This is a genomic window from Halobacterium hubeiense (genome assembly GCF_001488575.1).
Lineage (GTDB): Archaea > Halobacteriota > Halobacteria > Halobacteriales > Halobacteriaceae > Halobacterium > Halobacterium hubeiense.
This window is the reverse complement of sequence record NZ_LN831302.1, coordinates 1,843,192-1,866,142: the sequence shown is the minus strand read 5'-3', so window position 1 is coordinate 1,866,142 and position 22,951 is coordinate 1,843,192. Positions and strand designations below refer to the sequence as shown.

Sequence of the window (22,951 nt, the reverse complement as noted above, 5' to 3'; positions counted from 1 at the left end):
ACGCCGGGGGAATACTGATGTGTACGGCCGCGCCAGCGTCGCCAATGACCGACCACCGACGGGAGAACCGGCGGCTGTGGAACGAGTGGAGCGACGGCTTCCAAGCCATCTGGAACGCGAACACCGCGGAGGGGGCGGCGCCGCCCGCGCCGTCGCCGTTCGCGTCGGACGCGCCCGGCGGGCTCCCGGAGTTCTTCGACGGCGTCGCGGGGCGGGACTACGTGGAACTCGGCTGCGGCGGCGGGCAGGGAACGGTCGGCACCGCCGACCTCGGCGCCGCCACCGCCGTCGGCGTGGACTTCTCCGGCGAACAGCTGGCGCACGCGCGACGCCTGCGGGACTTCTACGGCGTCGACGCGCAGTTCGTGCAGGGGGACGTGACCGCGGTGCCGTTCGCCGACGACAGCTTCGAGCTGGCGTCCTCGGAGGCGGCGTTCCAGATGGTCGCGGACCTCGACGGCGCGCTCGCGGAAGCGCGCCGTGTCCTCCGGGACGGCGGCGTCTTCGTGCTGAGCGTCCCCCACCCGCTCTACGAGGGGCTGGACGCCGAATCCGCGACCTTCGAGGGGAGCTACTTCGGGGACGGCCCCCGCGAAATCACCATCGACGAGGAGTACGAGTCGGAGATGGTCGTCTTCGACCGGCGCGTCGGCGAGGTCCACAACGCGCTCGTGGACGCGGGCTTCGACGTCCGCCGCGTCTTCGAGCACCGCCACCAGACCGTCACAGAAAGCGACCGCGAGGGCAGCGACCTGCCCGACATTCTCTGGGAGGTCCCACGGAGCGCGCGGTTCTGGGCGGTCGCTCAGTAGACGAGCTCGCCGTCGATGAACTGCCGCGCGCGCTCGTCGCGGGGGGTCTCGAAGACGCGGTCCGCCGGGCCGGCCTCGATAATGCTGTCGTCTAAGAGGACGGCGACGCGGTCGGCGACGCGTCGGGCCTGGTTCATGTCGTGGGTCGCGACGACGACGCCGATGTCGCGCTCCGCGGCCGCGGTCGTCGCGTCCTCGATGACCGCCGTGTTCCGCGGGTCGAGGTCCGAGGTCGGCTCGTCGAGCAGCAGGAAGTCGGGGTCGTACGCGAGCGCGCGAGCGAACGCGACGCGCTGGGCTTCCCCGCCGGACAAAGAGTCCGCGGGCGTGTCCACGTAGTCGCCGAGCCCGACGACGTCCAGCGCGTCCCTGACTGCGGCCGGCGGCTCGTCGTCCCCGACGAGCGCGCGGAGTTCGTCGCGGACGCGCTCGCGCCACGACCGCCGGACGCGCAGGCCGTACTCGACGTTGCGCGCGACCGACGTGTCGAAGAGACTCGCCTCCTGGAAGACGACGCCGACGCGGCGCCGGAGGGCGAGCCGTTCGTCGCTGGCCAGCGACCACGCGTCGGTGCCGCCGACGGCGACGGTGCCCTCGTCGGGCGGCGTGAACAGCCCCAGTAGTCGCAGCAGCGTCGTCTTCCCGACGCCCGAGGGACCGATGACGGCGACGACCTCGCCGGGGGCGACGGTCAGCGAGACGTCCCGGAAGACGGGGTCGTCGGCGTCCTCGTAGGCGTGCGTGACGCCGCGCGCGTCGAGGCTCACCGCAGTCCACCTCCGCCGACGCCGCCGTCGCCGAGTCGGATGACGACGGCGTTGACGACGAGCACGAGCGCGACCAGCACCGCGCCGAGCACGAGCGCGAGCTCGTAGCGGCCCTGTCGGGCCTCCTGCCGGATGGCGGTCGTCAGCGTCCGGGTCTTCGAGACGCCGTCCACGCCCGCGATGTTCCCGCCGACGATGAGCACGGACCCGACCTCGCTGATGGCGCGCCCGAACCCCGCCAGCACGGCGGTCGCGATGCCGTACCGCGCTTCCTTGACGACGGCGAGCGCGACGTCCAGCCGCGTGCCGCCGAGCGCGAACGCGGCGTCGTTGATACGGCTCTCGACGCTCGTCACCGCGGCGAGGCTGATGCCCGTAATCGGCGGCGTCGCGAGCACGAACTGCGAGATTATCATCGCCTTCCGCGTGAACACGAGGTCGAAGCGGCCAAGCGGCCCCTGATTGGACACCGCGATGAGCACGAGCAGCCCGACGACGACGCTCGGGAACCCCATCCCCGTGTTGATGATGGAGGTGAGCAGCCGCCGGCCGCGGAACTCCGAGAACCCGACGAGCAGCGCCAGCGGGACGCTGAACAGCGTGCTGAGCGCGACCGCGGTGACGCTGACGTACAGGGAGACGACGATGATGCTGCTGACGTACTGCGACTGGAAGGGGAACTCCACGAGCAGCGGCCCGGAGGCCGCGTGCGCGAGCATCGAGAGCGCGTCAGCGAGCGGCACGACTCCAGCCTGTGCTGCGACCATCTTCACTCGTTCGACTCGTCGGAGCTCCAGCCCTCGGGGACGTACTGCTGGAAGTCCGGGTCCTCCGAGAGCGCACGCGGGTAGAACAGCTGCTGGCCGTCGGCGGTGTAGTCGGCGATGACCCGCTGGCCCTGCGGGCTGGTGACGTAGCCGATGTACGCCATCGCGAGGTCGTAGTTGGCGTCCTCGTGGCGCGCGGGGTTGGCGGCGAGGATGCCGTAGGGGTTCGAGAGCCGCTCCGGGCCGCCCTCGATGGGGCCCTGCACGAGAATCGCGAGGCCGATTTCGGACTGCTGGGAGAGGTAGGTGCCGCGGTCCGCGAGCGTGTACCCGTCCTGCTCGTTGGCGATGTTGAGCACCGCGCCCATCCCCTGTCCGGTCTCCTGGTACCAGTCGCCGCCGGGTTCGACGCCCGCCGCCTCCCAGACGGCGAGTTCCTTGGTGTGCGTCCCGGAGTTGTCCCCGCGGGAGACGAACCGCGCGCCGGCGTCGGCGATGGTGGCGAACGCCTCGGTCGCCGACTCCATCCCCTCGATGCCGGCGGGGTCGTCCGCGGGGCCGACGATGACGAAGTCGTTAAACATCAGGTCGCGGCGGTTGACGCCGTGGCCGTTGCGCATGAACTCGTCTTCGAGCGAGCGCGCGTGGACCATGATGACGTCGGAGTTGCCGTTGCGCGCGGTCTCCAGCGCCGCGCCCGTCCCCTGCGCGACCGAATCGACGGTGACGCCGTACATCTCCTGGAAGGGCTCGTTCAACGCGTCCAGCAGGCCGGTGTCGTAGGTACTCGTCGTCGTGGTGAGCGTGAGCGTCTCGCCGGACACCCCAGCGTCACCGCTACTACTGCCGAGCACGCTCGAACAGCCGGCGAGTGCTGCGGTGGCGCCCGTCCCCAGCGCAGCGAGGAACTGCCGTCGTTGTATTGGCACAGATACACCGGTGGCCTCCACCGGCAAAAGTGTTGTTCGTTCGTACCGTCTAGTCGTTACCTTCCGACGAGGGCAAAATAGTCTGTGAGCGCCGGAAACGCACCGAAATACTCCTCACAGGGCAGACGCGAGCGGTTTCGAGTGCGAGAGAAAGAAACCGATACTGGTTACGTTAGTCCGGCCGGCGAGACCGCCGCAGGCCGGGTCAGTAGCTGTACGTGTCGACGACGCTCGCTACCGTACCGCTGTCGCCGCCGTCCCCGCTACCGTACGCCTCGAAGAGGAAGGCGGACTCGTCGAAGTTCGTCGTCGCGGGGTTGTCGGCGCTCCCGACGTTGTTCGACGCGTCCGTGACCACCGTTCCGGTCCTGAGGTCGGTGCCGAGTTCGGCGGCGAGGTCGTCGAGGTGCCCGCGGGCGTCCGCGGCCGCGTCGCCGCTCGCGCTCGCGAGCACGACGGCGCCGCCGCTCTCGGCGAACGACGCGACCGCCGCAATCTCGTCGTCGGTGAACGGCTCGCTTGGCGCGGTGACGACGAGCGCGCGGGCGTCCGCGAGGTCCGGGCCGTACTCGTCGCCGTAGTCGTTGGTTCCCTCCAAGCCGATGCTGTGCCCCTCCAGGTAGCGCTGGTAGTAGGCGGCGTCTTCGGCGGCGAGCGCGTAGTCGGCGCCGAACTGCCCGTGGCCGCCGTCCACGAGCACGTCGCCGCTCCGGTCGCTGGCGGCGACGGCGTCCACGAGGTTCGTCAGGAACACGTAGTTCCCGTAGTCGCCGACGCCGGGGCCGCCCTCCGCGCTCTCGAAGGACTCGTCGGGGAGCGGGCCGCCGAGCATCGCGACGTTCGCGTCCTCGTCCACCGCGACCAGCGGCTCCCCGCCCTCTGACGCGACCGGAACGCGCTCGTCGGCGAGCCCGCCGGTGGCGGTGACGCTCGTCGCGTACGGCACGAACAGCTCCGATACGGGGTCGTCACCGACCACCGGCGTCGCCTCGACATCGCTGTCCGCCCAGAGCCCGCGGCCCGCGGCGCGCGCGTCCGCCTCCGCGCTCCAGAACTCGTCGTGGCGCCCGAGCCCGGAGTCGTAGACGCGGGCGTAGCCGTCCGCGACGACCTGCTCGTTGTAGAGGCTGCCGTCCACTTCGAGCAAGCCCAGCAGCCGACCGTAGTTCCCGCGCAGGCCCTCGCCCTCGTCAAAGGACAGCGTCACGGTCTTCCCGTCGAGCGCGTCCTCCGCGTAGCTGGTCGCCTCGTCGCCCCACTTCAGGAGCGTCTCCGGGTCGTCGATGCCCTCCCACTCCTGCGGGCGTTCGTTCTCGGCGCTCGTCTCCGGGGTGTCGTGGCCGACCGTCCGCACCGTCTTCTGGGTCCCGTCGTCGAACTGCACCTCGACGGTGTCGCCGTCGGTCACGTTCACGACGTCGACCTCGTATTCCTCGCTAGCGTCCAGTTCGGGGCCGAGGTCCTCCCGGGCGGCGAGCAGCGAGCCGTAGTCGTCGGTGTTGAACGACGACGTCACCGGAACGAAGTCGCTGCCCGCGTTGTTCTGCGCGTCCACGACCTGGTTGTCGTTGAACCGAATCGAGGTGTCGAGGGCGTCCGCGACTTCGTTGAGGTTCGCAGTCTGGTCGTAGTCGCTGAAGTCGGACTGGTCCATCAGGACGACGAGGCCGCCGTCGCTGGCGAACATCGACAGGACGCTCAGTTCGTTCTCGGTGAACGCGTCGGCGGGCGTCGTGACGACGACGGCGCTGGCGTCCGCGAGGTTGCCGGGCAGCGACGACGCGGCGGTCACCTCGTAGCCGTTCTCCTCGGCGTACCCCGCGAACGAGGAGTGGCTCGCGAGGTCGTAGAACTGGCCGTGGCTCTCGTCCCACAGCACGGTGCCGGAGCCGGCGTACTCGTCGAGGACGTTCAGGAGGACTTCCTCGTTGCCGTACTGGCCGAACGACACGTCGTTCTGCGCGAACGGGAACCCGAACGCGACCACGGGGCCGTCGGCGGCAACCAGCGGGAGGTCCTCGCCGTCCGGGTACGCGGTGGCGTCGCCGTTCCCGTCTGCGTCCGTGGACGTCGCGGTGTCCATCGCGGTGACGACGACGCTGCTCTCGTCGAGGAACCCGTCCTCGGCGAGCAGGCTCGCCGTCGAGTCGAAGACCAGCGAGTCGACGTACTCGCTGGGCTCCGCGGGTTCGTCGCCGGGCGCCGTTCCCTCGGGCGGTTCGTCGCTGGCGTGGACCGTAATCGACGCCTCGTAGCTGTCCGTCTCGACGCCCGTCGTGTCCACGTACACGCCGAGGACGCGGTCGCCGCCGACACCGACCTCGGCGGGGTTCGACGCGTCGAACTGCGTCGCGGCGTCCGACTGGTAGAGGTAGAGCGCGTCGTCGGCGAACGTCTCGGAGTCGACCTCCGTCCAGACGTACACCGGCTGGGTGCCCTGATTGCCGACGCGCAGCGTCGCGTCGAACTCGTACTGGGAGCCGCGGGTCAGCCCCGCCGAGTCGTCGCCCAGCGACAGCGCGAGCTTGTCGCCCGAATCGTCGGCGTACTCGCCGTTCGGCCCGCTGTACGGCCGCAGCGAGAGCAGGCCGGCGGCGTCCCCGGCGACGGTGACGGTGAGCTGGCGCTGGCTGGAGACGTTCGAGAACGCGCCGGTGCCGACCGCGGCACCCGCGCTAATCGTCGCACCGATTCCGAACAAGACGTTTCGTCGTTTCATGGTTGAGATGTCTCTCGTCGGCAGAGAGCAGCCATCCGGCGGCACACGCCCGGCGACGGCCGCGCCGACCCGGATACGCTCACGTGGCCGGATACCAACAAAAACCCCAGTGACGCTTCACGGGCTTACGCGGTCGTTTTTCCTCTTCAGGGAGAACTTGAATCAGGACTCGTACCGAGTACAATATAGCGATCCGGAGGCGACGGTGCGCCGGCTCAGTCCCGGAGGACGCGAGCGCCGTCCCCGACTCGCGACCGGTAGGCGGTCGCGTCCACGCCGTCGCGCTCGAAGCCGTCCACGAGCGCGCTGGCGACCCGTCGCTGGTCGTCGTCCCGGCAGACCGCGAGAATCGCGGGGCCAGCGCCGCTGACCGTCACGCCCGTTGCGCCGGCCTCGCGGGCGGCCTCGCACGCGGCGTCGTAGCCGTCGATGAGCGCCGCGCGAGCGGGCGTCACGAGGTGCTCCTCGAGCCCGCGGCCGACGCGCTCGGGGTCGTTGCGGCACATCCCGATGGAGAGCGTCGCCGCCGACCCGACGGTGTCGACGACGTCCTCGATGGACGCGGACTCGGGGACGACCTCGCGGGCGTCCCGCGTGGAGACGACGATGTCCGGGAGGCAGACGACCAGCGAGAGGTCCGCGGCGACGCGCTCGATGCCGTCGTCGCGGACGACCGTGAACCCGCCGAGGATGGCGGGCGCGACGTTGTCCGCGTGCGCGTCCCCGGAGACTGCGGCCTCGCCCTCCGCGGCGACCCGGACGAGTTCGCGCTTGCTGAGGTCGCGGTCGTACAGCTCCGCGAGCGCGACCGCGGCGCCGGCGGCGCTGGCGGCCGACGACCCCAGCCCGGAGGAGGGCCGCACGCCCTTGTCGATGCTGATGTGGGCGGGCGCGCCGAGCTCCTCGGCGACCACGCCCGCCGTGTTGTCCATCGGCTCCTCCGGGATGAAGTCAGCCCCCATCCCGGTCACGTCGATGGTCGTCTCGGCGGCGCGCTCGACGTGGACGACGTCCGCAGGTCGGTCGAGCGCCACCCCGAACACGTCGAAGCCGCTGCCGAGGTTCGCACTCGTCGCCGGCGCGCGGACGGTAACCATGCCCCACCGTTGCGTGGGCCCTCGCAAAAGCGTAGCGGACTCCGCAACCCGGCGGCGACCACAACGTTAACCCGGAGCCGCGCCCGACCTGCGAGCATGATTGCCATCGTCGGCGGCGGCATCGCGGGACTGGCCGCCGCGCGCCGGCTGCAGGGCCACGGCCACGACGTGCGCGTCTTCGAGGCCTCCGAGCAGGTGGGGGGTCTCGCGGCGACCACCGAGACGGCCGGCGACCCCATCGAGACGTTCTACCACCACCTCTCCGCCAGCGAGGAGACCATCGTCGAGTTGCTCGACGAGTTGGGGCTCGGCGACGACCTCCAGTGGCCCATCGGGAAGAACGCCTACTACGTGGACGGCACGGTCCACCCGATGGACAAGCCGTGGGAGATTCTCGCGTTTCCGCACTGGAGCCTCTACGACAAGTTCCGGCTCGGGATGCTCACGCTCGACGTGGACGTGCGCGGCGGCGTCCCCTCCTTCGACACGTACGACGACCTCGAAGACTTCGAGGACGTGCCGGTCAAGGAGTTCTGCATCGAGCACACCACGCGCAACGTCTACGAGACGTTCTTCGAACCGCTCCTCGAAGCGAAGTTCGGCGAGCGCATGGAGGACGTCTCCGCGGCGTGGCTGCTCGGCCGCATCAAGTTCCGCGGGGAGCGCGACCTCCTGCGCGGCGAGCCGCTGGGCTACCTCGACGGCGGTTTCGGGCGCTTGAACGACGCGCTCGTCGAGGACGTCGGCCGCGAGAACATCGACACGAACGCGCGCGTGACGAACGTCGGCACCGCCGACGGCGAACTCCAGACGGTGACCGTCGAACACGCGCCCGACGAGGACGGCTTCACGAACGTCGAGACCGTCGAGGCGGACGCCGTCGTCGTCGCCGCGATGCCGAACGTCCTCGAGGAACTCACCGGCTACGAGTGCGAGATTACGTTCCAGGGGACGGTCTGCTCCATTATCAGCATGGACCGCTCGCTGACCGACACGTACTGGCTGAACATTGCCGACGACGCCCCCTTCGGCGCGCTCATCGAGCACACGAACTTCGTGCCGCCCGAGCGCTACGGTGGCGAACACCTGCTGTACGTCCCCAAGTACATCCAGAGCCCCGAGGACCCGGTCTGGCAGATGAGCGACGAGGAGGTCGCCCAGCACTGGCTCGACGGCATCGAGGACCTCTTCCCCGAGTTCGACCGCTCGCACGTCAACTGGGTCTCCACCGCGCGCAACCCCCGGACGGCGCCCGTCTACGAGCGTGGCTACCTCGACATGGTGATTCCGTACCACCTCGACGGCGAGGTCGCCGACGGCGTCTACTACGCGGGGATGGCCTCCCGGGCGCAGTACCCCGAGCGCTCGCTGAACGGCGGTATCGTCGCAGGGTACGAATGCGCGGACCGCATCGCCGGCGAGAAGTGAGCCGATTGAATCGGCCGGTAACCTGGTGGAATCTCCAAGGGCGACGAGCGAGTGAAGCGAGCGAGGAGGGCTTGGGAGTTGCGCGGATAGGATCGCCGGCGAGCAGTAGTCAGTACCGGGTCGCCGGCCGCGTCCCGAGTTCGAGTTCGACCGTCTCTCGGCCGCCCTCGCGCAGCAGCGCGAGTTCGACGACGTCGCCGGGCCGGGTTTCGAGCGCGAGGTAGCTCCAGAGGTCCTCGGGCGTCGGCACGGTCGTGCCGTCGATTTCGAGGAGGACGTCGCCGCCGACCGGGAGCGACCGGCCGTCCACGTACGCCGGCTCCGAGGGCTGGAGGACGCCGGTGGCGGGGCCGTCCGAGGCGACGTCCACGACGAGCAAGCCCTGCGGCTCGTCGAGGTCGTTCGCGGCGGCAATCTGGGGCGTGACGTTCGTGAACGACGCGCCCACGTACGCGTGGTCGTAGTCGCCGGACTGGACGAGCTCGGGGACGACGCGCCGAGTGAGCGCCGCTGAGATGCCGAACGCGATGTTCTCCCCGCCGCCCGAGTTGATGACCGCGACCACCGACCCGTCCAGCGACATCAGCGGGCCGCCGCTGTTCCCGGGGTTGACGGCGGCGTCGGTCTGGATGGCGTCGGGAATCCGGTAGCCGGTCGGCGACGGGATGAGGCGGTCCGTGCCGGAGACGACGCCCGTGGTCGCCGAGCCGTTCAAGTTGTAGGGGTTGCCGATGGCGACGACTTCCTGCCCGACGACGGGCTCGCTGTCCGCGAACGGAAGCGACGTCGCGGCGTCCGGCAGCGACTCCAGTTCGACGACCGCGAGGTCGCTGTGCGGGTCGGTGCCCGCGACCGGGCCCGTGCTCCAGTCGCCCTCGCTGAACCGGACCGAGGCCTCGCTCGCCCGGCCGACGACGTGGGCGTTCGTGACGACGTGGCTGTCGTCGTACACGAACCCGGTGCCCTGACTGTTGCCGGCGCGAACGAGGACGACGGAGTCGATGACCTCTCGGTAGAGCTTCGCGTACGGGCTGTCCAGCCCGGATTCGGCCTGTTCGGCCGTCGACTGTGGTGCGTCGTCGATTGCCGTACTCCCGTCCTGCGGCGCGGACGACGAGCAGCCGGCGAGCGCTGCGAGTGTGCTGGCGCCACAGAGTTCGAGGAAGCGACGGCGACCGACTGACGAGTCCGACATGTCGGGCGAATATTCGGCGCCCACGCCCGTAGCTGTACCGGCGCTACGTCCCGGGACTCTTCGACGGGTCCACGTCCTCCGGTTCCTCGATGTCGCCGCGCTGGACCTCGCCGTCGTCGGTCTCGACGTAGACGTCGTCGGCGTAGCCGCCCTCGGCGTGCTCGAAGTCCGCCTCGTCGAGGCGCTCGGGCGTCGCCGGGGCGTCCGCGATGCCGCCGGCGGGCCGGAACTCTCCGAGCGGGTCGTCCACGCTGATGCCGTGGGCGTCGAAGAACGCCTCGTAGCGCTCGTAGTGGTCGGTCAGCTCCTCGGGCGGGAACTCCAGCATCTCCGCCCAGCCGTGGTTGTAGAAGTCGAAGTTCGCGACGATGTGCGTCGTCTCGCGGGCCTCGGCCTCCGTGTAGCCGGCCTGGAGCGCGGCGAGGTACATGTCCATCGTCGCGTCGAAGAAGTCCTCGAGGTGGGCGCGGCGCTGTTCGCGGTGGGCCTCGTCGGCCTTCCCCGAGAAGATGCGGACGTGGAGGTCGACCAGCCCCTTCTTCGCGACCGAGCGCACGCCGGGCAGTTCCAGCGCCTTCCGGGACGCGAAGTGCTTGGCGTTCTGGTGGAGTTTCACGTCCGCGGGTACGGACGCGAGCGTAAAGAACGTCCCGACGCGGCGCCGCCCTCGCCGGCCGCCAGCGCGAAATCACCTGCGAGCGCGGCGTTCCCGCAATATTCTCGCCGCGCCGGAGAGATAGCAATCCACTTTAACCCGGAATGCCACAGACCGACCATGAGCGAGTCCTACGTGATAATCGGCGACGGTATCGCGGGCAGTTCCGCCGCCGAAGCCATCCGCGAGGAGGCTCCCGACGCCGACGTCACCGTCGTCACAGACGAGGGCGAGGCCCTCTACAACCGGATTCTTATCAAGGAGTTCGCGAAGGGGAAGCTCCCCGAGGCTCCCATCAGCATCCACGAGACCGACTGGTACGACGAGCGCGACATCGACCTCCGGCTGAACACGCTCGTCACGGACGTCAACCCCGACGCCCACACCGTCGAGACCCACGAGGGCGACGAGATTAGCTACGACAAGCTGCTGGTCGCGGCGGGCGGCACGCCCAACCAGCTCCCCGTCGAGAACTCCGACGCTGAGGGCGTCCACCACTTCTGGACGTTCCAGGACGCGCGGCAGATTCGCGAGCACGCCGAGGACGCCGACACCGGCGTCGTCGTCGGCGCGGGCCTGCTCGGCATCGACCTCGCGGCCATCTGCGGCGGGCAGGACGTCGACGCGAAGTACCTGATGCGCGGCGACCGCTGGTGGCGGTACGCGCTCAGCTCGGACGGCGCCGAGATTATCCACGACGGCCTCCGCGAGATGGGCATCGAGCCGGTCTTCGAGTCCGGCGCGGACCACTTCGAGACGAACGACGACGGCGAAGTCGTCGCCACCGTCGACGGGAACGGCGACCGCCACGAGTCGGAGTTCGTCGGCGTCGCCATCGGCCTCGACTTCAACGTCGAAATCCTCCAGGACACCGACGCCACCATCGACAACGGCGTCCACGTGGACGAGTACATGCGCACCGACGTCGAGGACGTCTACGCGGCCGGCGACATCACCCAGTACTGGGACACCATCATGGACGAGCGCGCGCAGAACGGCTCGTGGGGCTCCGCGAAACAGCAGGGCGCGCTCGCCGGCCGGACGATGCTCGCCGACGAGGGCCACGACGTCGACATTGAGCCGTTCCGCTGGGTGTCCTCGTACTCGATTACGCACTTCGACTTCCCGTTCCTCTCGTTTGGCTTCCCGACGATGGGCGACGAGTCCTGCGAGCGCAAGTACAGCGACACGGAGTGGCGCCGCCTGACGTTCAAGGACGGCAAGCTCATCGGCGGCGTGCTCATCGGGAACCTCGCGCCGCAGTCGAAGTACAAGCAGCTCATCAAGGACGAGGCCGTCGTCGCCGACCAGCAGGACGTTCTCCTCCAGGAGAACTTCGAAATCGACGAACTCGCGCTCGCTCAGGAGCAGTAGCGCCGTCGCTCGGGTTTCAGCCTCGCTTCTCGCGTCGCCAAGTACTCGCTTCGTGTCCACCAATTCGACAGCCACCTTCCGATATGCTTATGTTCTTTCGTGACATACGTTGACACGGCACACGGTACTGCCGGTGAGCACATGAACCCCATCCTCGAAGCAACCGAGACCGCGCCCACGACCGTCGAAGAGGCGGTCCGCGACTACGACGAACTCCACGACCGAGCACAGGCAGCCCTCCCGGACGCCGTCGACGGCGACGGCGTCACAATCCCCGAGGAGGTCGCCGACGACCTCGCGGACGGCGAAGTCGTCCGCTTCACCGGCTACTACCGCCTCGACCTCGCCCAGTAGCGCGGCCCGCGACCGAAGCCGTTTTTCCCGTTCGCGTCCGACGTTCCGCCATGAGCCAATCCGGCGGGAGCACGGACATGACCCTCGCGTTCGAGCTGTCCGCGCTTCAGGAACTCGCGAAACCCGGGACCGCGTTCGCGGGCGCGCGCCAGTGGACCGAGTACGTCGGCGTCGTCTCCGACGAACCCACGTACGTCGTCACCAACTTCACGCGCAAGCGCCGCATCCGCCAGGACTTCTTCTCCGGCCCCAAGGGCCGCAAGGAGAGCCTCGAATCCGTCAAGGGCCAGTTCGACACCGAACGCCACGTCTTCATCGGCGTCGACGACGACGACCGCGCGCTCGCCGACGAAGTCGGCTGGGAGTACCTCCCCCTCGAAGACGCCGCCGAGAAAGCCGACTGGGAACTCGCCAGCGAGGCCGACGACGAACCCGAAGACGAACCCGAAGTCCGGGACGACTGGCCCTAACCCACTTTTTGCGCTGCGGTGGTGCGCCTTCGGCGCACCCCGCTCGGCAAAAACTTGGGGAAAAAGCGCCGTCGGACCCCCTCCGGGGGTCCTCGGCGCCCGCGCCTCCGGCGCGGTGAACCGCTCGCGCCTGCGGCGCTCGCGGATGCTTGCGTCAGTTGATTAGATTCCCCTCGCCGCCTAGTTCACGTCCTTCTGCCGGAAGTACAGTTGACTGCCGGCGACGAGCAGTAGTGTCGCGGCCACGAGGATGGCGGCACCGGCGACGTCGTAGGTGCCGTCGACGAGAATCGCAGTCGGGTCGAAGTACCGCATCGGCGCGACTGCGCCGGCCCACGCGTAGTCCGTGCTCATGAGCAGCGATTCCAGCAGGAACAGCCCGAACACCGTCGCCATCGCCGCGCGCTGGGCGACGCTCTCGCGATCCACGAAGACGCTGAACGCCAGCCCGATTGCGGCGCACGCGAACAGGTACGGGAGCGAGAGGAGGTGGACGACGACGAGGTCCACGGTGCCGATTGGGTAGCCGATGACGCGCGTCGCCACCCACGTCACCGCGGCGACCATGACGTTGACGAGGAGGACGCCGGGCACGAGGGAGAGGAATCGCTCGGCGACAAGACGTGCACGAGAGATGGGCAGCGAGAGGAGCACGTCCATGCGCCCGCTCTCGACGTCACCCGAAATCAGGGAGGCGGCGCTGTACGCGAGGTAGAGGCCGAGGAGGATGACCCACGCGAACTGGTAGAGTTCGGTCGCGAGGAACCCCTCGATGGTGCTGAACGCGCGCAGGCCGAACGCCTCCACGAACACCGGCGGGAGCGCCTCGATGTACTCCTCGAGGTCGAGGTTCCCCGTGAGCGACGGGAAGAAGCCGGCGTACATCGCGCTGAACGCCGACAGGCCGACCGAGAGCGCGAGCGCGCCCTTCACGCGCTTGCGGGCGCCGTACGCGGCGATTTCAAGCATCGTCGCCACCTCCGTAGAAGTCGAGGAAGACGTCCTCGAGTGGCGCTTCCTCGACGTCGAGTTCCTGCAGCGGGTAGCGGTCGAGTTCGTCAACGAGCGCGTCCACGTCGCCCGTGAACGTGAACGAGATGCGCGTCGCGCCGTCGATGGGGCGGCGCGCGAGGTCCGAGACGCCCGAGATGTCGAAGGCGTCCTCGGGGACGTCGCCAGCGACGCGAGCGCGGACGACTTTGCCGCTGCGGTCCAGCAAGGTCTCGACGTCCTCGACGGCGACGAGCTCTCCGTCCCGGAGGACGGCGACGCGGTCGCAGATGCGCCGCACCTCGCTGAGGACGTGACTGGAGAACAGGACCGTGACGCCACGTTCGCGCTCGTCGCGCACGAACTCGTTGAAGCGGTCCTGCAGTAGCGGGTCCAGCCCGGACGTCGGCTCGTCGAGCACGACGACGTCGGGGTCGTGCATGAACGCCTGTACGATGCCGAGTTTCTGGACGTTCCCCGTGGAGTACTCGCGCACGGGACGGTCCAGCGGCGGTTCGAATCGGCTGAGGAGGTCGGCGCGGCGGCTCCCGCCCTTCAGCGACTCGTGGAGGTCAAGCACCTCACGCCCGGTCGCTTGCTCGTCGAACTGGGGGTTGCTCGGGAGGAAGCCCGTGTCCGCGAGCGCGTCGAGGCGCTGGCTCTCGACGGTCGTGTCGTGCCCGAGAATCGAGACGGTGCCCGAACTGGGCGCCTGCATCCCGAGGAGCGTGCGGAGGGTCGTCGTCTTGCCGGCGCCGTTCGGCCCGAGGAACCCGAACACTTCGCCGGCTTCGACCTCGAAGGAGACGTCGTCGACGGCGACGAGGTCCCCGTAGCGCTTGGTGAGGTCGCGGAGTTCGATGGCGGCCATAGCGGACAGACGCACACGCTCGCCAAGAAGATTCGGCCCGAGAACAGCCAACAGCGACCCGACCGGCCGGTAACGGGTGGACTGAAAGGGGCGGGTCGCTCGGCTGCTCCCGGACGAAGCAAGCACGCGAGCGAAGCGAGCGCGCGCAGCGAGTCCCGGAGTACCGAGCGACCCGGGCTTTCTGGACGTGTACGACGGGCTCCGCCGCAGCACTAATATCGACCCGAACTGCAGGCGGTGTCGTTCGCGGGGCTTAACCGCTCGGCGGGCCAACCGCGTGGTAATGACCGAGCCGCGCGTACCGGGCGCCGAGGACGACGACGCGTGGGTGGACCTCCCGTGCGGGGAGGAGGCTCACGTGAAGGACTTCGACTTGGGGATGCGGGAGTACGAGTGTTCGTGCGGGGAGACCCACGCCGTGGTTATGGACATGCATCCGCCGTCGCGGTTCGTGCCGGAGGACATCGTCGCGGTGCTGAAGGAGGCGGTGACGCCCGCGCCCGACGACGAGTTCGAGGAGTTCGGGACGCCGCACCTGATGGGCGCGGTGATGGAGCAACTCCCGGAGGACATCGTCGCCGTGGACGAGAGCGAGAACGGGAGCGTCGGCTACGCGCTGCTGTGGGTGACGGACCTCGACGCCCGGGAACTCCACGAGGTCGTCGTGGAGCTGGTCGTGGAGCTGATGGACCACGCGGTGAGCCACGCCGACGACGGCGACACAGAGAGCGAGTTCGAACAGCAGATGCAGGAGTTCGACGTCGGGGAGTTCGTCGAGGCGTATCGCGCGCAACGGGACTTCGAGGACGAATACGACACGCCGGCGTAGCGGGGTATCGTCGAAGTCCCAGCGGGAGTCCCGCGAGTGGAACGAGCGGGACCCCGATGGACGGCGTCCATCGGTGCTTCGACGACGAGTACGACACGCCGGCGTAGCGGGGTCGTTGCCGTAGATTCTACCGTCTCGACTGAGTAACACCGTCGTGGGTTACTTGTCGGTCGCGCACGTTGCGATTTTCGTAATTCGACTTCGAACTTCTGTCCATTCCGCGGGGCTTATTACGATGGGCGAACTCCGAACGAGTAGCAATGAGCGAGCACGACGACCGCACGGTACTGCTCATCGGGAGCGGCCCCATCCAGATCGGACAAGCGGCTGAGTTCGACTACTCCGGCGCGCAGGCGTGCCGGGCGCTGCAGGAGGAGGGCGTGCGAGTCGTGCTCGTCAACTCGAACCCGGCGACCATCATGACCGACCCCGAGATGGCCGACGCGGTGTACATCGAGCCCATCACGACCGACGCCATCGCGGAGGTCATCGTGAAGGAGAACCCCGACGGCGTCATCGCGGGGCTGGGCGGGCAGACCGGGCTGAACGTCACCGCCGAGCTCGCCGAGGAGGGCGTTCTCGACGAGTACGACGTCGACATCATGGGGACGCCGCTGGACACCATCTACGCGACCGAGGACCGCGACCTGTTCCGCCAGCGCATGGAGGACCTCGGCGAGCCGGTCCCCGCCTCCACGACCATCACGCTCGACGAGGGCGAGTCCGTCGAGGAGTTCGACGAGGACGCGCTGCGCGAGCGCGTCGAGGCCGCCGCCGAGGAGGTCGGCGGGCTGCCGGTCATCGCGCGCACGACGTACACGCTCGGCGGGAGCGGCTCCGGCGTCGTCAACGACATGGACGAACTCGTCGCTCGCGTTCGGAAGGGCCTGCGCCTCTCGCGGAACGACGAGGTGCTGGTCACCGAGTCCATCGAGGGCTGGGTGGAACTGGAGTACGAGGTGATGCGGGACGCCGACGACTCCTGCATCATCATCTGCAACATGGAGAACATCGACCCGATGGGCATCCACACCGGCGAGTCCACGGTGGTCACGCCCAGTCAGGTCATCCCCGACGACGGCCACCAGGAGATGCGCGACGTCGCGCTCGAAGTCATCCGCGACCTCGGCATCCAGGGCGGCTGTAACATCCAGTTCGCGTGGCGGGACGACGGCACGCCCGGCGGCGAGTACCGCGTCGTCGAGGTCAACCCCCGCGTGTCGCGTTCGTCGGCGCTGGCGTCGAAGGCGACCGGCTACCCCATCGCTCGCGTGACGGCGAAGGTCGCGCTCGGCAAGCGCCTCCACGAGATCGACAACGAGATCACGGGCGAGACCACGGCTGCCTTCGAGCCCGCGATCGACTACGTGGTGACGAAGGTGCCTCGCTGGCCCAAGGACAAGTTCCCGGACGTGGACTTCACGCTCGGCACGGCGATGAAGTCCACGGGGGAGGCGATGGCCATCGGGCGGACGTTCGAGGAGAGCCTGCTGAAGGCGCTGCGCTCCAGCGAGTACGACCCCGACGTGGACTGGGCGGACGTCAGCGACGACGAGCTGGAAGCCGACTACCTGGAGACGCCGTCGCCGGACCGCCCGTACGCGGTGTTCGAGGCGTTCGACCGCGGGTACACCGTCTCCGAGGTCAACGACTTCACGAACTTCCGCGAGTGGTACTTGGAGCGGTTCCAGAACGTCGCGGAGGCCGCGGAAGCCGCCAGCGAGGGCGACTTCACCGCGGCCGCCACCACCGGCTTCACGAACCACGAGATTAGCGCCATCGCTGGCGAGGAGTTCGACGACGCGAACGCGTCGTGGCTGCCCGCGGCCGTGGACGACACCGACGACGAACTGGAAGCGGACGGCGCGGGCGCGAGCGTCACCGACGTCGAGGAGGCCGTCCCCGGCCGCTCGTACAAGCAGGTGGACACGTGCGCCGGCGAGTTCGCCGCGCAGACGCCGTACTACTACTCGTCGCGGCGCCCCGAGTGGTTCAGCGGCCCGCTCAAGGGCGACGCCGCGGCGGGCGAACTCCGCGTGGACACGGACGTCGACTCCGTGGTCGTCGTCGGCGGCGGCCCCATCCGCATCGGGCAGGGCGTGGAGTTCGACTACTGTTCGGTGCACGCGGTGCGCGCGCTCCGCGAGGCCGGCATCGAGGCCCACGTCGTGAACAACAACCCCGAGACCGTCTCCACGGACTACGACACCAGCGACGGCCTGTTCTTCGAGCCGATTACGGCCGAGGAGGTCGCCGACGTGGTCGAAGCCACGGACGCCGACGGCGTGATGGTGCAGTTCGGCGGGCAGACCTCGGTGAACATCGCGGACCCGCTAGAGGCCGAGTTACAGCGCCGCGACGGCGTGGACGCCGAGATTCTCGGCACGAGCGTCGAGGCGATGGACCTCGCGGAGGACCGCGACCGCTTCAACGTCCTGATGGACGAACTCAACATTAGCCAGCCCGCGGGCGGCTCCGCGACCAGCGAGGACGAGGCGCTCGACCTCGCCCACGACATCGGCTACCCGGTGCTCGTCCGCCCGAGCTACGTGCTCGGCGGGCGCGCGATGGACGTCGTCCACAGCGACGAGGACCTCAAGCACTACATGGAGGAGGCCGTCCGGGTCAGCCCGGACAAGCCCATCCTCGTCGACGAGTTCCTCGCGGACGCCGTCGAACTCGACGTGGACGCCGTCGCGGACGGCGAGGACGTCCTCATCGGCGGCGTGATGGAGCACGTCGAGACCGCGGGCGTCCACTCCGGCGACTCGGCGTGTACGATTCCGCCGCGCTCGCTGGACGAGGCGACGATGAGCCGCGTGCGCGAGGTCACCGAGGACATCGCCACCGCGCTGGACACCGTGGGCCTGCTGAACGTCCAGCTCGCCGTGCAGGACGGCGAGGTGTACGTCCTTGAAGCGAACCCGCGCTCCTCCCGGACGGTGCCGTTCGTCTCGAAGGCGACCGGCGTCCCCATCGCGAAGCTCGCGGCGAAAGTGATGGCCGACTTCTCGCTCGCGGACCTCGACGTCAGCGAGGGCGTCCCCGAGCAGTACAGCGTCAAGGAGGTCGTATTGCCGTTCGACCGCCTGCCGGGCTCGGACCCCCGCCTCGGCCCGGAGATGAAGTCCACGGGCGAAGTGATGGGCACCGCCGGCGAGCCCGGGCTGGCGTACTGGAAGGCCCAGCGCGCCGCCGGCAACGACCCCGAAATCGGCGGCACCGCGGTCGTGGACCTCCCGGTGGACGGCTTCGAGGAGTACTTCGACGTGCAGAACTTCGACGACCTCTCGGAAGCGATTCGCCGCGGCGACGTCGATTTCGTGGTTTCCGACGACCGCGACGCCCTCGAAACCGCCGTCGAGGAGGAAGTGCCGTACCTCTCGACCGTGGAGAGCGCGGAAGCGATGGTCGAGGGCGTCGCTCACCACGACGACGACCTCGACGTGCTGCCGGTCGGCGACCGCCCGATTCGCGACGAGCAGTGGGGCTGACTCAGGCGGCCGCGAGGACGACGGCGCCGACTGCGACGAACGCGGCCAGCGCGTACCACGGCTCCCGGCGGACGGTGCGGCTGGCGACGCTGCCGTAGCGCCGGAGCCCCAGCGCGGCCGCGACGAACACGACCGCGAGTCCGACGCCGAGGTCGGTGTAGTTTATCGCGTGGAGGTAGCTGGCGAACGCGCCGACGGCCGCGCCGAGCACGCCGGCGTGCCACTCGCGGAACGTGAACGTGTTCTCGGAGAGGACCGACTCCGACATTAGTTCCCGGTTCGCCGGAGAGGAATTTATAGCTTCGGTGCGCGCGACCGCTCGTGTCAACTCGTCGCCCAAACGGCTTAGTGACCGCGTCGAAAAGCGACGGCCAGCATGGCGCTGCCGACGTGGGCGACGCACCTCACCGTCGCACTCAACATCGTGACGCTCGTCGCGACCACCGTCGCGTGTACGTTCGCCAGCATCGCCGCCGTCGGCTTCCGCGGGACCGAGTGGGGGCGCGCGCTCGCGCCGCTGCCCGTGGTGTTCGCCGCGATGACGGTTTCGACGGGCGCGACCCTGCACCCCGCGACGCCGGCGGACGGCGGCCAGCCCGCAGTGGTGCTGTGGGGCGTCGCCGTCGTCGCCATCGCGCTCTCGTGTTGGCGGTTCGTGACGCTGGTCACCGAGCGGCGGGTGGTCGGCCGATGACGTGGCTCAGCGACGCCTCCGCGTGGCTGGTCTGGACTGTCGAGGTCGTCGTCCTCGTCGTGTTGTGCGCGGGGTTCGCGTACCCCGTGGTGGCGTACTCGCGGAACGTCCTCTACCGCGGCGGCGTCCTGCTGTTGGTCGCTGCGCTGGGCTGTCTGATGGCGGGGTCGGTGCTGGAACTCGTCGTGGACGTCACCGGCGCCGGCGCGCTCGTCGAGGTGGCGGCGTACGTCGCGTACGCGGCCAGCGGGGTCGTGAGCGTGGCGGCGACGTGGCGGTTCGCCCGCGAGTTCGTGACGTTCGGCCGCGAGGGCGTCGAAATCGAGACCGCCGGGTTCACCGGAGGGTTCGAGCGTGAGTCCTGAACTCGACGCGCGACTCGGCGACCTGGCGGCCGGCGAGATCGCGCTCTGCACGCACTCCAGCGGCCGCCGCGTCGTCGACGCGCTCCCCGAGTCGGCGTTCGAGAACCTCCTGCTCGTGACCACCGACGGGAACCTCGGGCAACTGGAGAAGCGCATCGAGCGGCGCGGCGGCGACCCGCGACGCGTCGGCGTCATTCCCGTCACGGGCGCGGAAGTCGACTACGACGGCCCGCTGTGGGTGACCGAGCGCGTCGCGCCCAGCGACCTCACGGGCGTCAGCATTCAGTTCTCGAAGGCGTTCGAGCACGTCGAGCCCGAGACGGGCTGGGTGGTCGTCGACGGCGTCGGCGTGCTCTCGATGTACGTCGCCGGCGAGCGACTGTTCCGGCTGCTGGACACGCTCGTCGGCGCGGTGCGCGCGCGGAACGCCCGCGGCGTGCTGGTGACCGCCGAGGGCGTGCTCGGCGAGCAGGCGACGACGCAGCTCCGCGGGCTCGCGGACGAAGAAGTACAGCTCCGTTAGTCGGCCGTAACCGTCGTGCGGCTTGAGGCCAGCGCGAGCACGTCGTCGAAGAAGTCGAGGCTGTCGTGGGGGCCGGGGTTGGCTTCCGGGTGGTACTGGCGCGTGATGACGTCCAGCTCCTCCGAATCCAGCCCCTCCGGGGTGTCGTCGTTGACGTTTATCTGGGTGACTTCGAGGTCGCCGGGCTCGGCGACCGTGTAGCCGTGGTTCTGCGTGGTCATCACGACGCGCCCGGAGTCGTAGTCAAGCACGGGCTGGTTGACGCCGCGGTGGCCGAAGTCCATCTTCTCGGTGGTGCCGCCGAGCGCGCGGGCGACGACCTGCTGGCCGAGGCAGATGCCCGCGACCGGGAGGTCGCCGACGAACTCCGAGACGAGGGTTTCGGCGGCCTCGAAGTTCGCGGGGTCGCCGGGGCCGTTCGAGATGAACAGCACGTCCGGCTCGACGGCCGCCAGTTCGGCGGGCGTCGTGTCGTAGGGGAGGACGTGGACGGTGGCGCCCCGCTCGACCAGCGAGGAGACGATGGAGCCCTTGGCGCCGCAGTCCACGAGCGCGACGTCGACATCGCCGTCGCCGTGGACCTCGGGTTCGGCGACGCTGACGCGACTGCCGATGTCCGTGAGGTCGCTCATGTGCGGGCAGTCCTCGAGCTGGGCCTTCGCGGCCTCGGGGGTGGCGTCGGGGCCGGCGGCGATGCCGACCTTCATCGCGCCGCCCTCGCGGATGTCGAGGACGAGGTCGCGGGTGTCGAGGCCATCGACGGCGGGGACGCCCTCTGACTGGAGCCACTCGGCGACGTCGTCGGTGAGTTCGCGGGCGACGACGGCGCTGGGGTGGACGCGGTCGGATTCGAAGCGTTCCTCTCGGACGCCGTAGTTCCCGATGAGGGGGTACGCGAAGGTGAGCACTTGCGCCTCGTAGGACGGGTCTGTGAGGCTCTCCTCGTATCCGGTGTAGGCGGTCGTGAACACGAGTTCGCCTCGCGCCTGCCCGGGGGAGCGGGCGTTGGCTTCGACCACGTCGCCGGTCTCTAACGCGAGGTAGGCGTCCGACATTACGAGATTCAAACGCACCACCGGAGTATAAATCTTGCTTTCGTAGCGAAGTTACGAATTTCGCAATCCTTTTCGTCCGGGGGACCAACACTGGGGCATGGACGACATCGACCGGCGCATCCTCGACGCGCTGCGACGGGACGCCCGAACCCCCTACACGGAAATCGCCGACGACGTCGGCGTCAGCGAGGGTACCGTCCGCAACCGCGTCGACAGCCTCCTCGAAGACGGCGTCATCGAGCGGTTCACCGTCGCCACCTCCACGGGCAACGTGAAGGCGATGATCGAGATCGGCGTCGCGATGGACGTCGACACCCACGAGGTCGGCGACCGCATGGTCGAGTGGGACCCGGTGGACTTCGTCTGGCAGGTCTCCGGTGAGGACGACATCGTGCTCGTCGTCGACGCCACGGACACCGGCGGCGTCAACGAACTCGTCTCGAAGGCACGCGAGCAGGAGGAAGTCGTCTCCACGAAGACCCGGCTCATCCTCGACGAGAAGCTGGGGTAGCGGAATCTCTGCGAACGGCGTGAGCGCCGTTACTGGTCGTTGAGTGCTGCCACGACCTGTTTCAGTCCTTCCTCGGCCTGTCGCCGGACGTCGGGGTCGGAGTCCTCGGTGAGATACTTGAGCATCTTGCCCGCTCGCTCGCACGGGAGCGACCCGAGGGCGACCGCCGCAGCGTGACGAACCTCCGCGTCCGGGTCTTTGACCGCGCCGGTCAGCACACCCGCGTACTCGGCCGTCCGTTCGGGGTCTCGCCTCCCGATGTTCCCGACCGCGACTGCCGCGTGCGCCTGCAGCGCGGAGTTTCCACTGTCGAGGTACGCGGCGATTGCGCCGCCGTCCTCGATGAGGAGCTGTCCGTAGTCCCGGGAGAACCACTTTAAGCAAACGAGCGCGTGCTCCGTGCCGGCCGCGTCCTCGGCGTCGAGTGCTGCCAGGAGTGCGTCCCGGACCTCCGGCGGGTCACCGTCGAGGTACTTCACTGCCTTCCCGGGCGACTGCTCGAAGCACTTCCGAAGGACTCGAATCGCGGCCGCTCGGACCGCCGGCTGGCGGTGTGAGAGCCGGTCGTACGCCCGGTCAATCGACGCGAGAGCGTTCGCGTCGCTGGTCTTTCGGAGTTCCTTGACCTCCTTGAGGTCCTGCCGTGCGAGGTAGTGGCTGTGAACGATGGGAATCGAGGCGAACAGCACCGGCGCGAGCGGGAGTTTCGTGCCGCTCTGCCCGACGAGTCGCGCCAGCGCGGTGTACCCGAGCGCACCGACGGCGAGCATCACGAGGAACCCGACCGGGCCGTGGAACCGCGCCACGAGGCGGCCCACCACGCCCGAATGCGGGGATTCCCGCCTGAGGTCGCGGCGCATACCCCGCCCGGCGAAGTACCCGAAGATGGCGAGTGGGTGGCCCCAGACGACCGTTCCGCCACCCGACTCCCGCTGCTTCTGTTCGTACCATGCGAGATACCCCCGGAACTTGTAGTCGCGGTGCCGACGGACGTACCACCGATAAACTCGACGTATCATCTTCGCTATCGCTTCTGCTCTCGACTCTGACGC

General features: G+C 69.1%; 23 protein-coding genes. 11 read left to right on the top strand and 12 right to left on the bottom strand.

Annotated elements, in window-relative coordinates:
* Nucleotides 1–44 precede the first annotated feature (44 nt).
* Nucleotides 45–812, top strand: a complete 768-nt coding sequence (locus tag HHUB_RS09800; RefSeq protein WP_059057436.1) for a class I SAM-dependent methyltransferase — start codon at nt 45–47, stop codon at nt 810–812.
* On the opposite strand, the gene HHUB_RS09795 is transcribed toward HHUB_RS09800, so the two are convergent.
* From HHUB_RS09795 to HHUB_RS09775, 5 genes are all read right to left on the bottom strand, one after another.
* Nucleotides 806–1,579: an amino acid ABC transporter ATP-binding protein gene (locus HHUB_RS09795; protein WP_059057435.1), complete on the bottom strand. Its 774-nt coding sequence runs from the start codon at nt 1,577–1,579 to the stop codon at nt 806–808. The two genes, HHUB_RS09800 and HHUB_RS09795, sit on opposite strands and share 7 nt — an antisense overlap.
* Complete coding sequence (locus HHUB_RS09790) at nt 1,576–2,298, bottom strand: ABC transporter permease (protein WP_059058266.1); 723 nt, start codon at nt 2,296–2,298, stop codon at nt 1,576–1,578. The genes HHUB_RS09795 and HHUB_RS09790 overlap by 4 nt, the downstream gene beginning before the upstream one ends.
* Before the next feature lie 50 nt (nt 2,299–2,348).
* Nucleotides 2,349–3,275: a substrate-binding domain-containing protein gene (locus HHUB_RS09785; protein ID WP_059057434.1), complete on the bottom strand. Its 927-nt coding sequence runs from the start codon at nt 3,273–3,275 to the stop codon at nt 2,349–2,351.
* A gap of 205 nt (nt 3,276–3,480) precedes the next feature.
* Nucleotides 3,481–5,994: a thermonuclease family protein gene (locus HHUB_RS09780; RefSeq protein WP_082687225.1), complete on the bottom strand. Its 2,514-nt coding sequence runs from the start codon at nt 5,992–5,994 to the stop codon at nt 3,481–3,483.
* Nucleotides 5,995–6,209: 215 nt separating this feature from the next.
* Nucleotides 6,210–7,091: a homoserine kinase gene (locus tag HHUB_RS09775; RefSeq protein WP_059057433.1), complete on the bottom strand. Its 882-nt coding sequence runs from the start codon at nt 7,089–7,091 to the stop codon at nt 6,210–6,212.
* 96 nt (nt 7,092–7,187) lie between these two features.
* On the opposite strand from HHUB_RS09775, the gene HHUB_RS09770 reads away from it, so the two are divergent.
* Nucleotides 7,188–8,519, top strand: coding sequence for an NAD(P)/FAD-dependent oxidoreductase (locus tag HHUB_RS09770; RefSeq protein WP_059057432.1), 1,332 nt, complete (start codon nt 7,188–7,190; stop codon nt 8,517–8,519).
* Between the two features lie 109 nt (nt 8,520–8,628).
* Here HHUB_RS09770 and HHUB_RS09765 read toward each other — a convergent pair whose 3' ends face one another.
* Together HHUB_RS09765 and HHUB_RS09760 are read right to left on the bottom strand one after the other, a co-directional pair.
* Nucleotides 8,629–9,714 (bottom strand): S1C family serine protease, encoded by a 1,086-nt coding sequence (locus HHUB_RS09765; RefSeq protein ID WP_059057431.1) that lies wholly within the window; start codon nt 9,712–9,714, stop codon nt 8,629–8,631.
* Nucleotides 9,715–9,757: 43 nt separating this feature from the next.
* Nucleotides 9,758–10,330 carry a DUF6149 family protein gene (locus HHUB_RS09760; protein ID WP_059057430.1) on the bottom strand — a complete coding sequence of 191 codons (573 nt, stop codon included), beginning with the start codon at nt 10,328–10,330 and terminating at the stop codon, nt 9,758–9,760.
* Nucleotides 10,331–10,489: 159 nt separating this feature from the next.
* On the opposite strand from HHUB_RS09760, the gene HHUB_RS09755 reads away from it, so the two are divergent.
* The 3 genes from HHUB_RS09755 (at nt 10,490) to HHUB_RS09745 (ending at nt 12,567) form a co-directional block, all read left to right on the top strand.
* Nucleotides 10,490–11,743: an NAD(P)/FAD-dependent oxidoreductase gene (locus HHUB_RS09755; protein ID WP_059057429.1), complete on the top strand. Its 1,254-nt coding sequence runs from the start codon at nt 10,490–10,492 to the stop codon at nt 11,741–11,743.
* Nucleotides 11,744–11,884: 141 nt separating this feature from the next.
* Entirely contained in the window at nt 11,885–12,097 is a 213-nt protein-coding gene (locus HHUB_RS09750) for a hypothetical protein (protein ID WP_059057428.1), read from the top strand.
* Between the two features lie 50 nt (nt 12,098–12,147).
* The gene (locus HHUB_RS09745; RefSeq protein ID WP_059057427.1) at nt 12,148–12,567 is read left to right on the top strand and encodes a DUF7124 domain-containing protein; all 420 of its coding nucleotides are present in this window, start codon (nt 12,148–12,150) and stop codon (nt 12,565–12,567) included.
* Between the two features lie 180 nt (nt 12,568–12,747).
* Here HHUB_RS09745 and HHUB_RS09740 read toward each other — a convergent pair whose 3' ends face one another.
* Nucleotides 12,748–13,536, bottom strand: a complete 789-nt coding sequence (locus tag HHUB_RS09740) for an ABC transporter permease subunit (protein ID WP_059057426.1) — start codon at nt 13,534–13,536, stop codon at nt 12,748–12,750.
* Nucleotides 13,529–14,428, bottom strand: coding sequence for an ABC transporter ATP-binding protein (locus HHUB_RS09735; RefSeq protein WP_059057425.1), 900 nt, complete (start codon nt 14,426–14,428; stop codon nt 13,529–13,531). The genes HHUB_RS09740 and HHUB_RS09735 overlap by 8 nt, the downstream gene beginning before the upstream one ends.
* 283 nt (nt 14,429–14,711) lie before the next feature.
* On the opposite strand from HHUB_RS09735, the gene HHUB_RS09730 reads away from it, so the two are divergent.
* A complete protein-coding gene (locus HHUB_RS09730; RefSeq protein ID WP_059057424.1) occupies nt 14,712–15,257 on the top strand; it encodes a DUF5815 family protein in 546 nt (181 codons plus the stop codon).
* A gap of 260 nt (nt 15,258–15,517) precedes the next feature.
* Entirely contained in the window at nt 15,518–18,751 is a 3,234-nt protein-coding gene (gene carB, locus HHUB_RS09725) for a carbamoyl-phosphate synthase large subunit (protein ID WP_059057423.1), read from the top strand.
* Nucleotide 18,752: 1 nt separating this feature from the next.
* On the opposite strand, the gene HHUB_RS09720 is transcribed toward carB, so the two are convergent.
* Nucleotides 18,753–19,019 carry a hypothetical protein gene (locus HHUB_RS09720; RefSeq protein ID WP_059057422.1) on the bottom strand — a complete coding sequence of 89 codons (267 nt, stop codon included), beginning with the start codon at nt 19,017–19,019 and terminating at the stop codon, nt 18,753–18,755.
* Between the two features lie 108 nt (nt 19,020–19,127).
* Here HHUB_RS09720 and HHUB_RS09715 point away from each other — a divergent pair, with 108 nt between their 5' ends.
* The 3 genes from HHUB_RS09715 to HHUB_RS09705 are packed head-to-tail and all read left to right on the top strand — an operon-like array spanning nt 19,128 to nt 20,333.
* Entirely contained in the window at nt 19,128–19,445 is a 318-nt protein-coding gene (locus HHUB_RS09715) for a hypothetical protein (RefSeq protein WP_059057421.1), read from the top strand.
* Nucleotides 19,442–19,810, top strand: a complete 369-nt coding sequence (locus tag HHUB_RS09710; RefSeq protein ID WP_059057420.1) for a hypothetical protein — start codon at nt 19,442–19,444, stop codon at nt 19,808–19,810. Before HHUB_RS09715 ends, HHUB_RS09710 begins: the two co-directional genes overlap by 4 nt.
* Complete coding sequence (locus tag HHUB_RS09705) at nt 19,800–20,333, top strand: DUF7504 family protein (RefSeq protein WP_059057419.1); 534 nt, start codon at nt 19,800–19,802, stop codon at nt 20,331–20,333. Before HHUB_RS09710 ends, HHUB_RS09705 begins: the two co-directional genes overlap by 11 nt.
* On the opposite strand, the gene carA is transcribed toward HHUB_RS09705, so the two are convergent.
* Nucleotides 20,330–21,388: a glutamine-hydrolyzing carbamoyl-phosphate synthase small subunit gene (gene carA, locus HHUB_RS09700; protein WP_059057418.1), complete on the bottom strand. Its 1,059-nt coding sequence runs from the start codon at nt 21,386–21,388 to the stop codon at nt 20,330–20,332. The two genes, HHUB_RS09705 and carA, sit on opposite strands and share 4 nt — an antisense overlap.
* Before the next feature lie 97 nt (nt 21,389–21,485).
* Between carA and HHUB_RS09695 the strand changes: the two genes are divergently transcribed.
* A complete protein-coding gene (locus tag HHUB_RS09695) occupies nt 21,486–21,899 on the top strand; it encodes an Lrp/AsnC family transcriptional regulator (protein WP_059057417.1) in 414 nt (137 codons plus the stop codon).
* A 29-nt stretch (nt 21,900–21,928) separates the two neighbouring features.
* Here the strand turns inward: HHUB_RS09695 and HHUB_RS09690 are convergent, their stop codons facing one another.
* Nucleotides 21,929–22,918 carry a HEAT repeat domain-containing protein gene (locus tag HHUB_RS09690; protein WP_082687224.1) on the bottom strand — a complete coding sequence of 330 codons (990 nt, stop codon included), beginning with the start codon at nt 22,916–22,918 and terminating at the stop codon, nt 21,929–21,931.
* Nucleotides 22,919–22,951 lie beyond the last annotated feature (33 nt).

What these genes read in the sequence shown, in the direction of transcription:
- HHUB_RS09735 (WP_059057425.1), bottom strand. Translation starts at nt 14,428, where the DNA reads ATGGCCGCCATCGAACTCCGCGACCTCACCAAGCGCTACGGGGACCTC.
- carB (WP_059057423.1), top strand. Translation starts at nt 15,518, where the DNA reads ATGAGCGAGCACGACGACCGCACGGTACTGCTCATCGGGAGCGGCCCC.
- HHUB_RS09710 (WP_059057420.1), top strand. Translation starts at nt 19,442, where the DNA reads ATGACGTGGCTCAGCGACGCCTCCGCGTGGCTGGTCTGGACTGTCGAG.
- HHUB_RS09715 (WP_059057421.1), top strand. Translation starts at nt 19,128, where the DNA reads ATGGCGCTGCCGACGTGGGCGACGCACCTCACCGTCGCACTCAACATC.
- HHUB_RS09800 (WP_059057436.1), top strand. Translation starts at nt 45, where the DNA reads ATGACCGACCACCGACGGGAGAACCGGCGGCTGTGGAACGAGTGGAGC.
- HHUB_RS09770 (WP_059057432.1), top strand. Translation starts at nt 7,188, where the DNA reads ATGATTGCCATCGTCGGCGGCGGCATCGCGGGACTGGCCGCCGCGCGC.
- HHUB_RS09695 (WP_059057417.1), top strand. Translation starts at nt 21,486, where the DNA reads ATGGACGACATCGACCGGCGCATCCTCGACGCGCTGCGACGGGACGCC.
- HHUB_RS09745 (WP_059057427.1), top strand. Translation starts at nt 12,148, where the DNA reads ATGAGCCAATCCGGCGGGAGCACGGACATGACCCTCGCGTTCGAGCTG.
- HHUB_RS09740 (WP_059057426.1), bottom strand. Translation starts at nt 13,536, where the DNA reads ATGCTTGAAATCGCCGCGTACGGCGCCCGCAAGCGCGTGAAGGGCGCG.
- HHUB_RS09780 (WP_082687225.1), bottom strand. Translation starts at nt 5,994, where the DNA reads ATGAAACGACGAAACGTCTTGTTCGGAATCGGTGCGACGATTAGCGCG.
- HHUB_RS09765 (WP_059057431.1), bottom strand. Translation starts at nt 9,714, where the DNA reads ATGTCGGACTCGTCAGTCGGTCGCCGTCGCTTCCTCGAACTCTGTGGC.
- HHUB_RS09730 (WP_059057424.1), top strand. Translation starts at nt 14,712, where the DNA reads ATGACCGAGCCGCGCGTACCGGGCGCCGAGGACGACGACGCGTGGGTG.
- HHUB_RS09690 (WP_082687224.1), bottom strand. Translation starts at nt 22,918, where the DNA reads ATGATACGTCGAGTTTATCGGTGGTACGTCCGTCGGCACCGCGACTAC.
- HHUB_RS09775 (WP_059057433.1), bottom strand. Translation starts at nt 7,091, where the DNA reads ATGGTTACCGTCCGCGCGCCGGCGACGAGTGCGAACCTCGGCAGCGGC.
- HHUB_RS09755 (WP_059057429.1), top strand. Translation starts at nt 10,490, where the DNA reads ATGAGCGAGTCCTACGTGATAATCGGCGACGGTATCGCGGGCAGTTCC.
- HHUB_RS09720 (WP_059057422.1), bottom strand. Translation starts at nt 19,019, where the DNA reads ATGTCGGAGTCGGTCCTCTCCGAGAACACGTTCACGTTCCGCGAGTGG.
- HHUB_RS09790 (WP_059058266.1), bottom strand. Translation starts at nt 2,298, where the DNA reads ATGCTCGCGCACGCGGCCTCCGGGCCGCTGCTCGTGGAGTTCCCCTTC.
- carA (WP_059057418.1), bottom strand. Translation starts at nt 21,388, where the DNA reads ATGTCGGACGCCTACCTCGCGTTAGAGACCGGCGACGTGGTCGAAGCC.
- HHUB_RS09750 (WP_059057428.1), top strand. Translation starts at nt 11,885, where the DNA reads ATGAACCCCATCCTCGAAGCAACCGAGACCGCGCCCACGACCGTCGAA.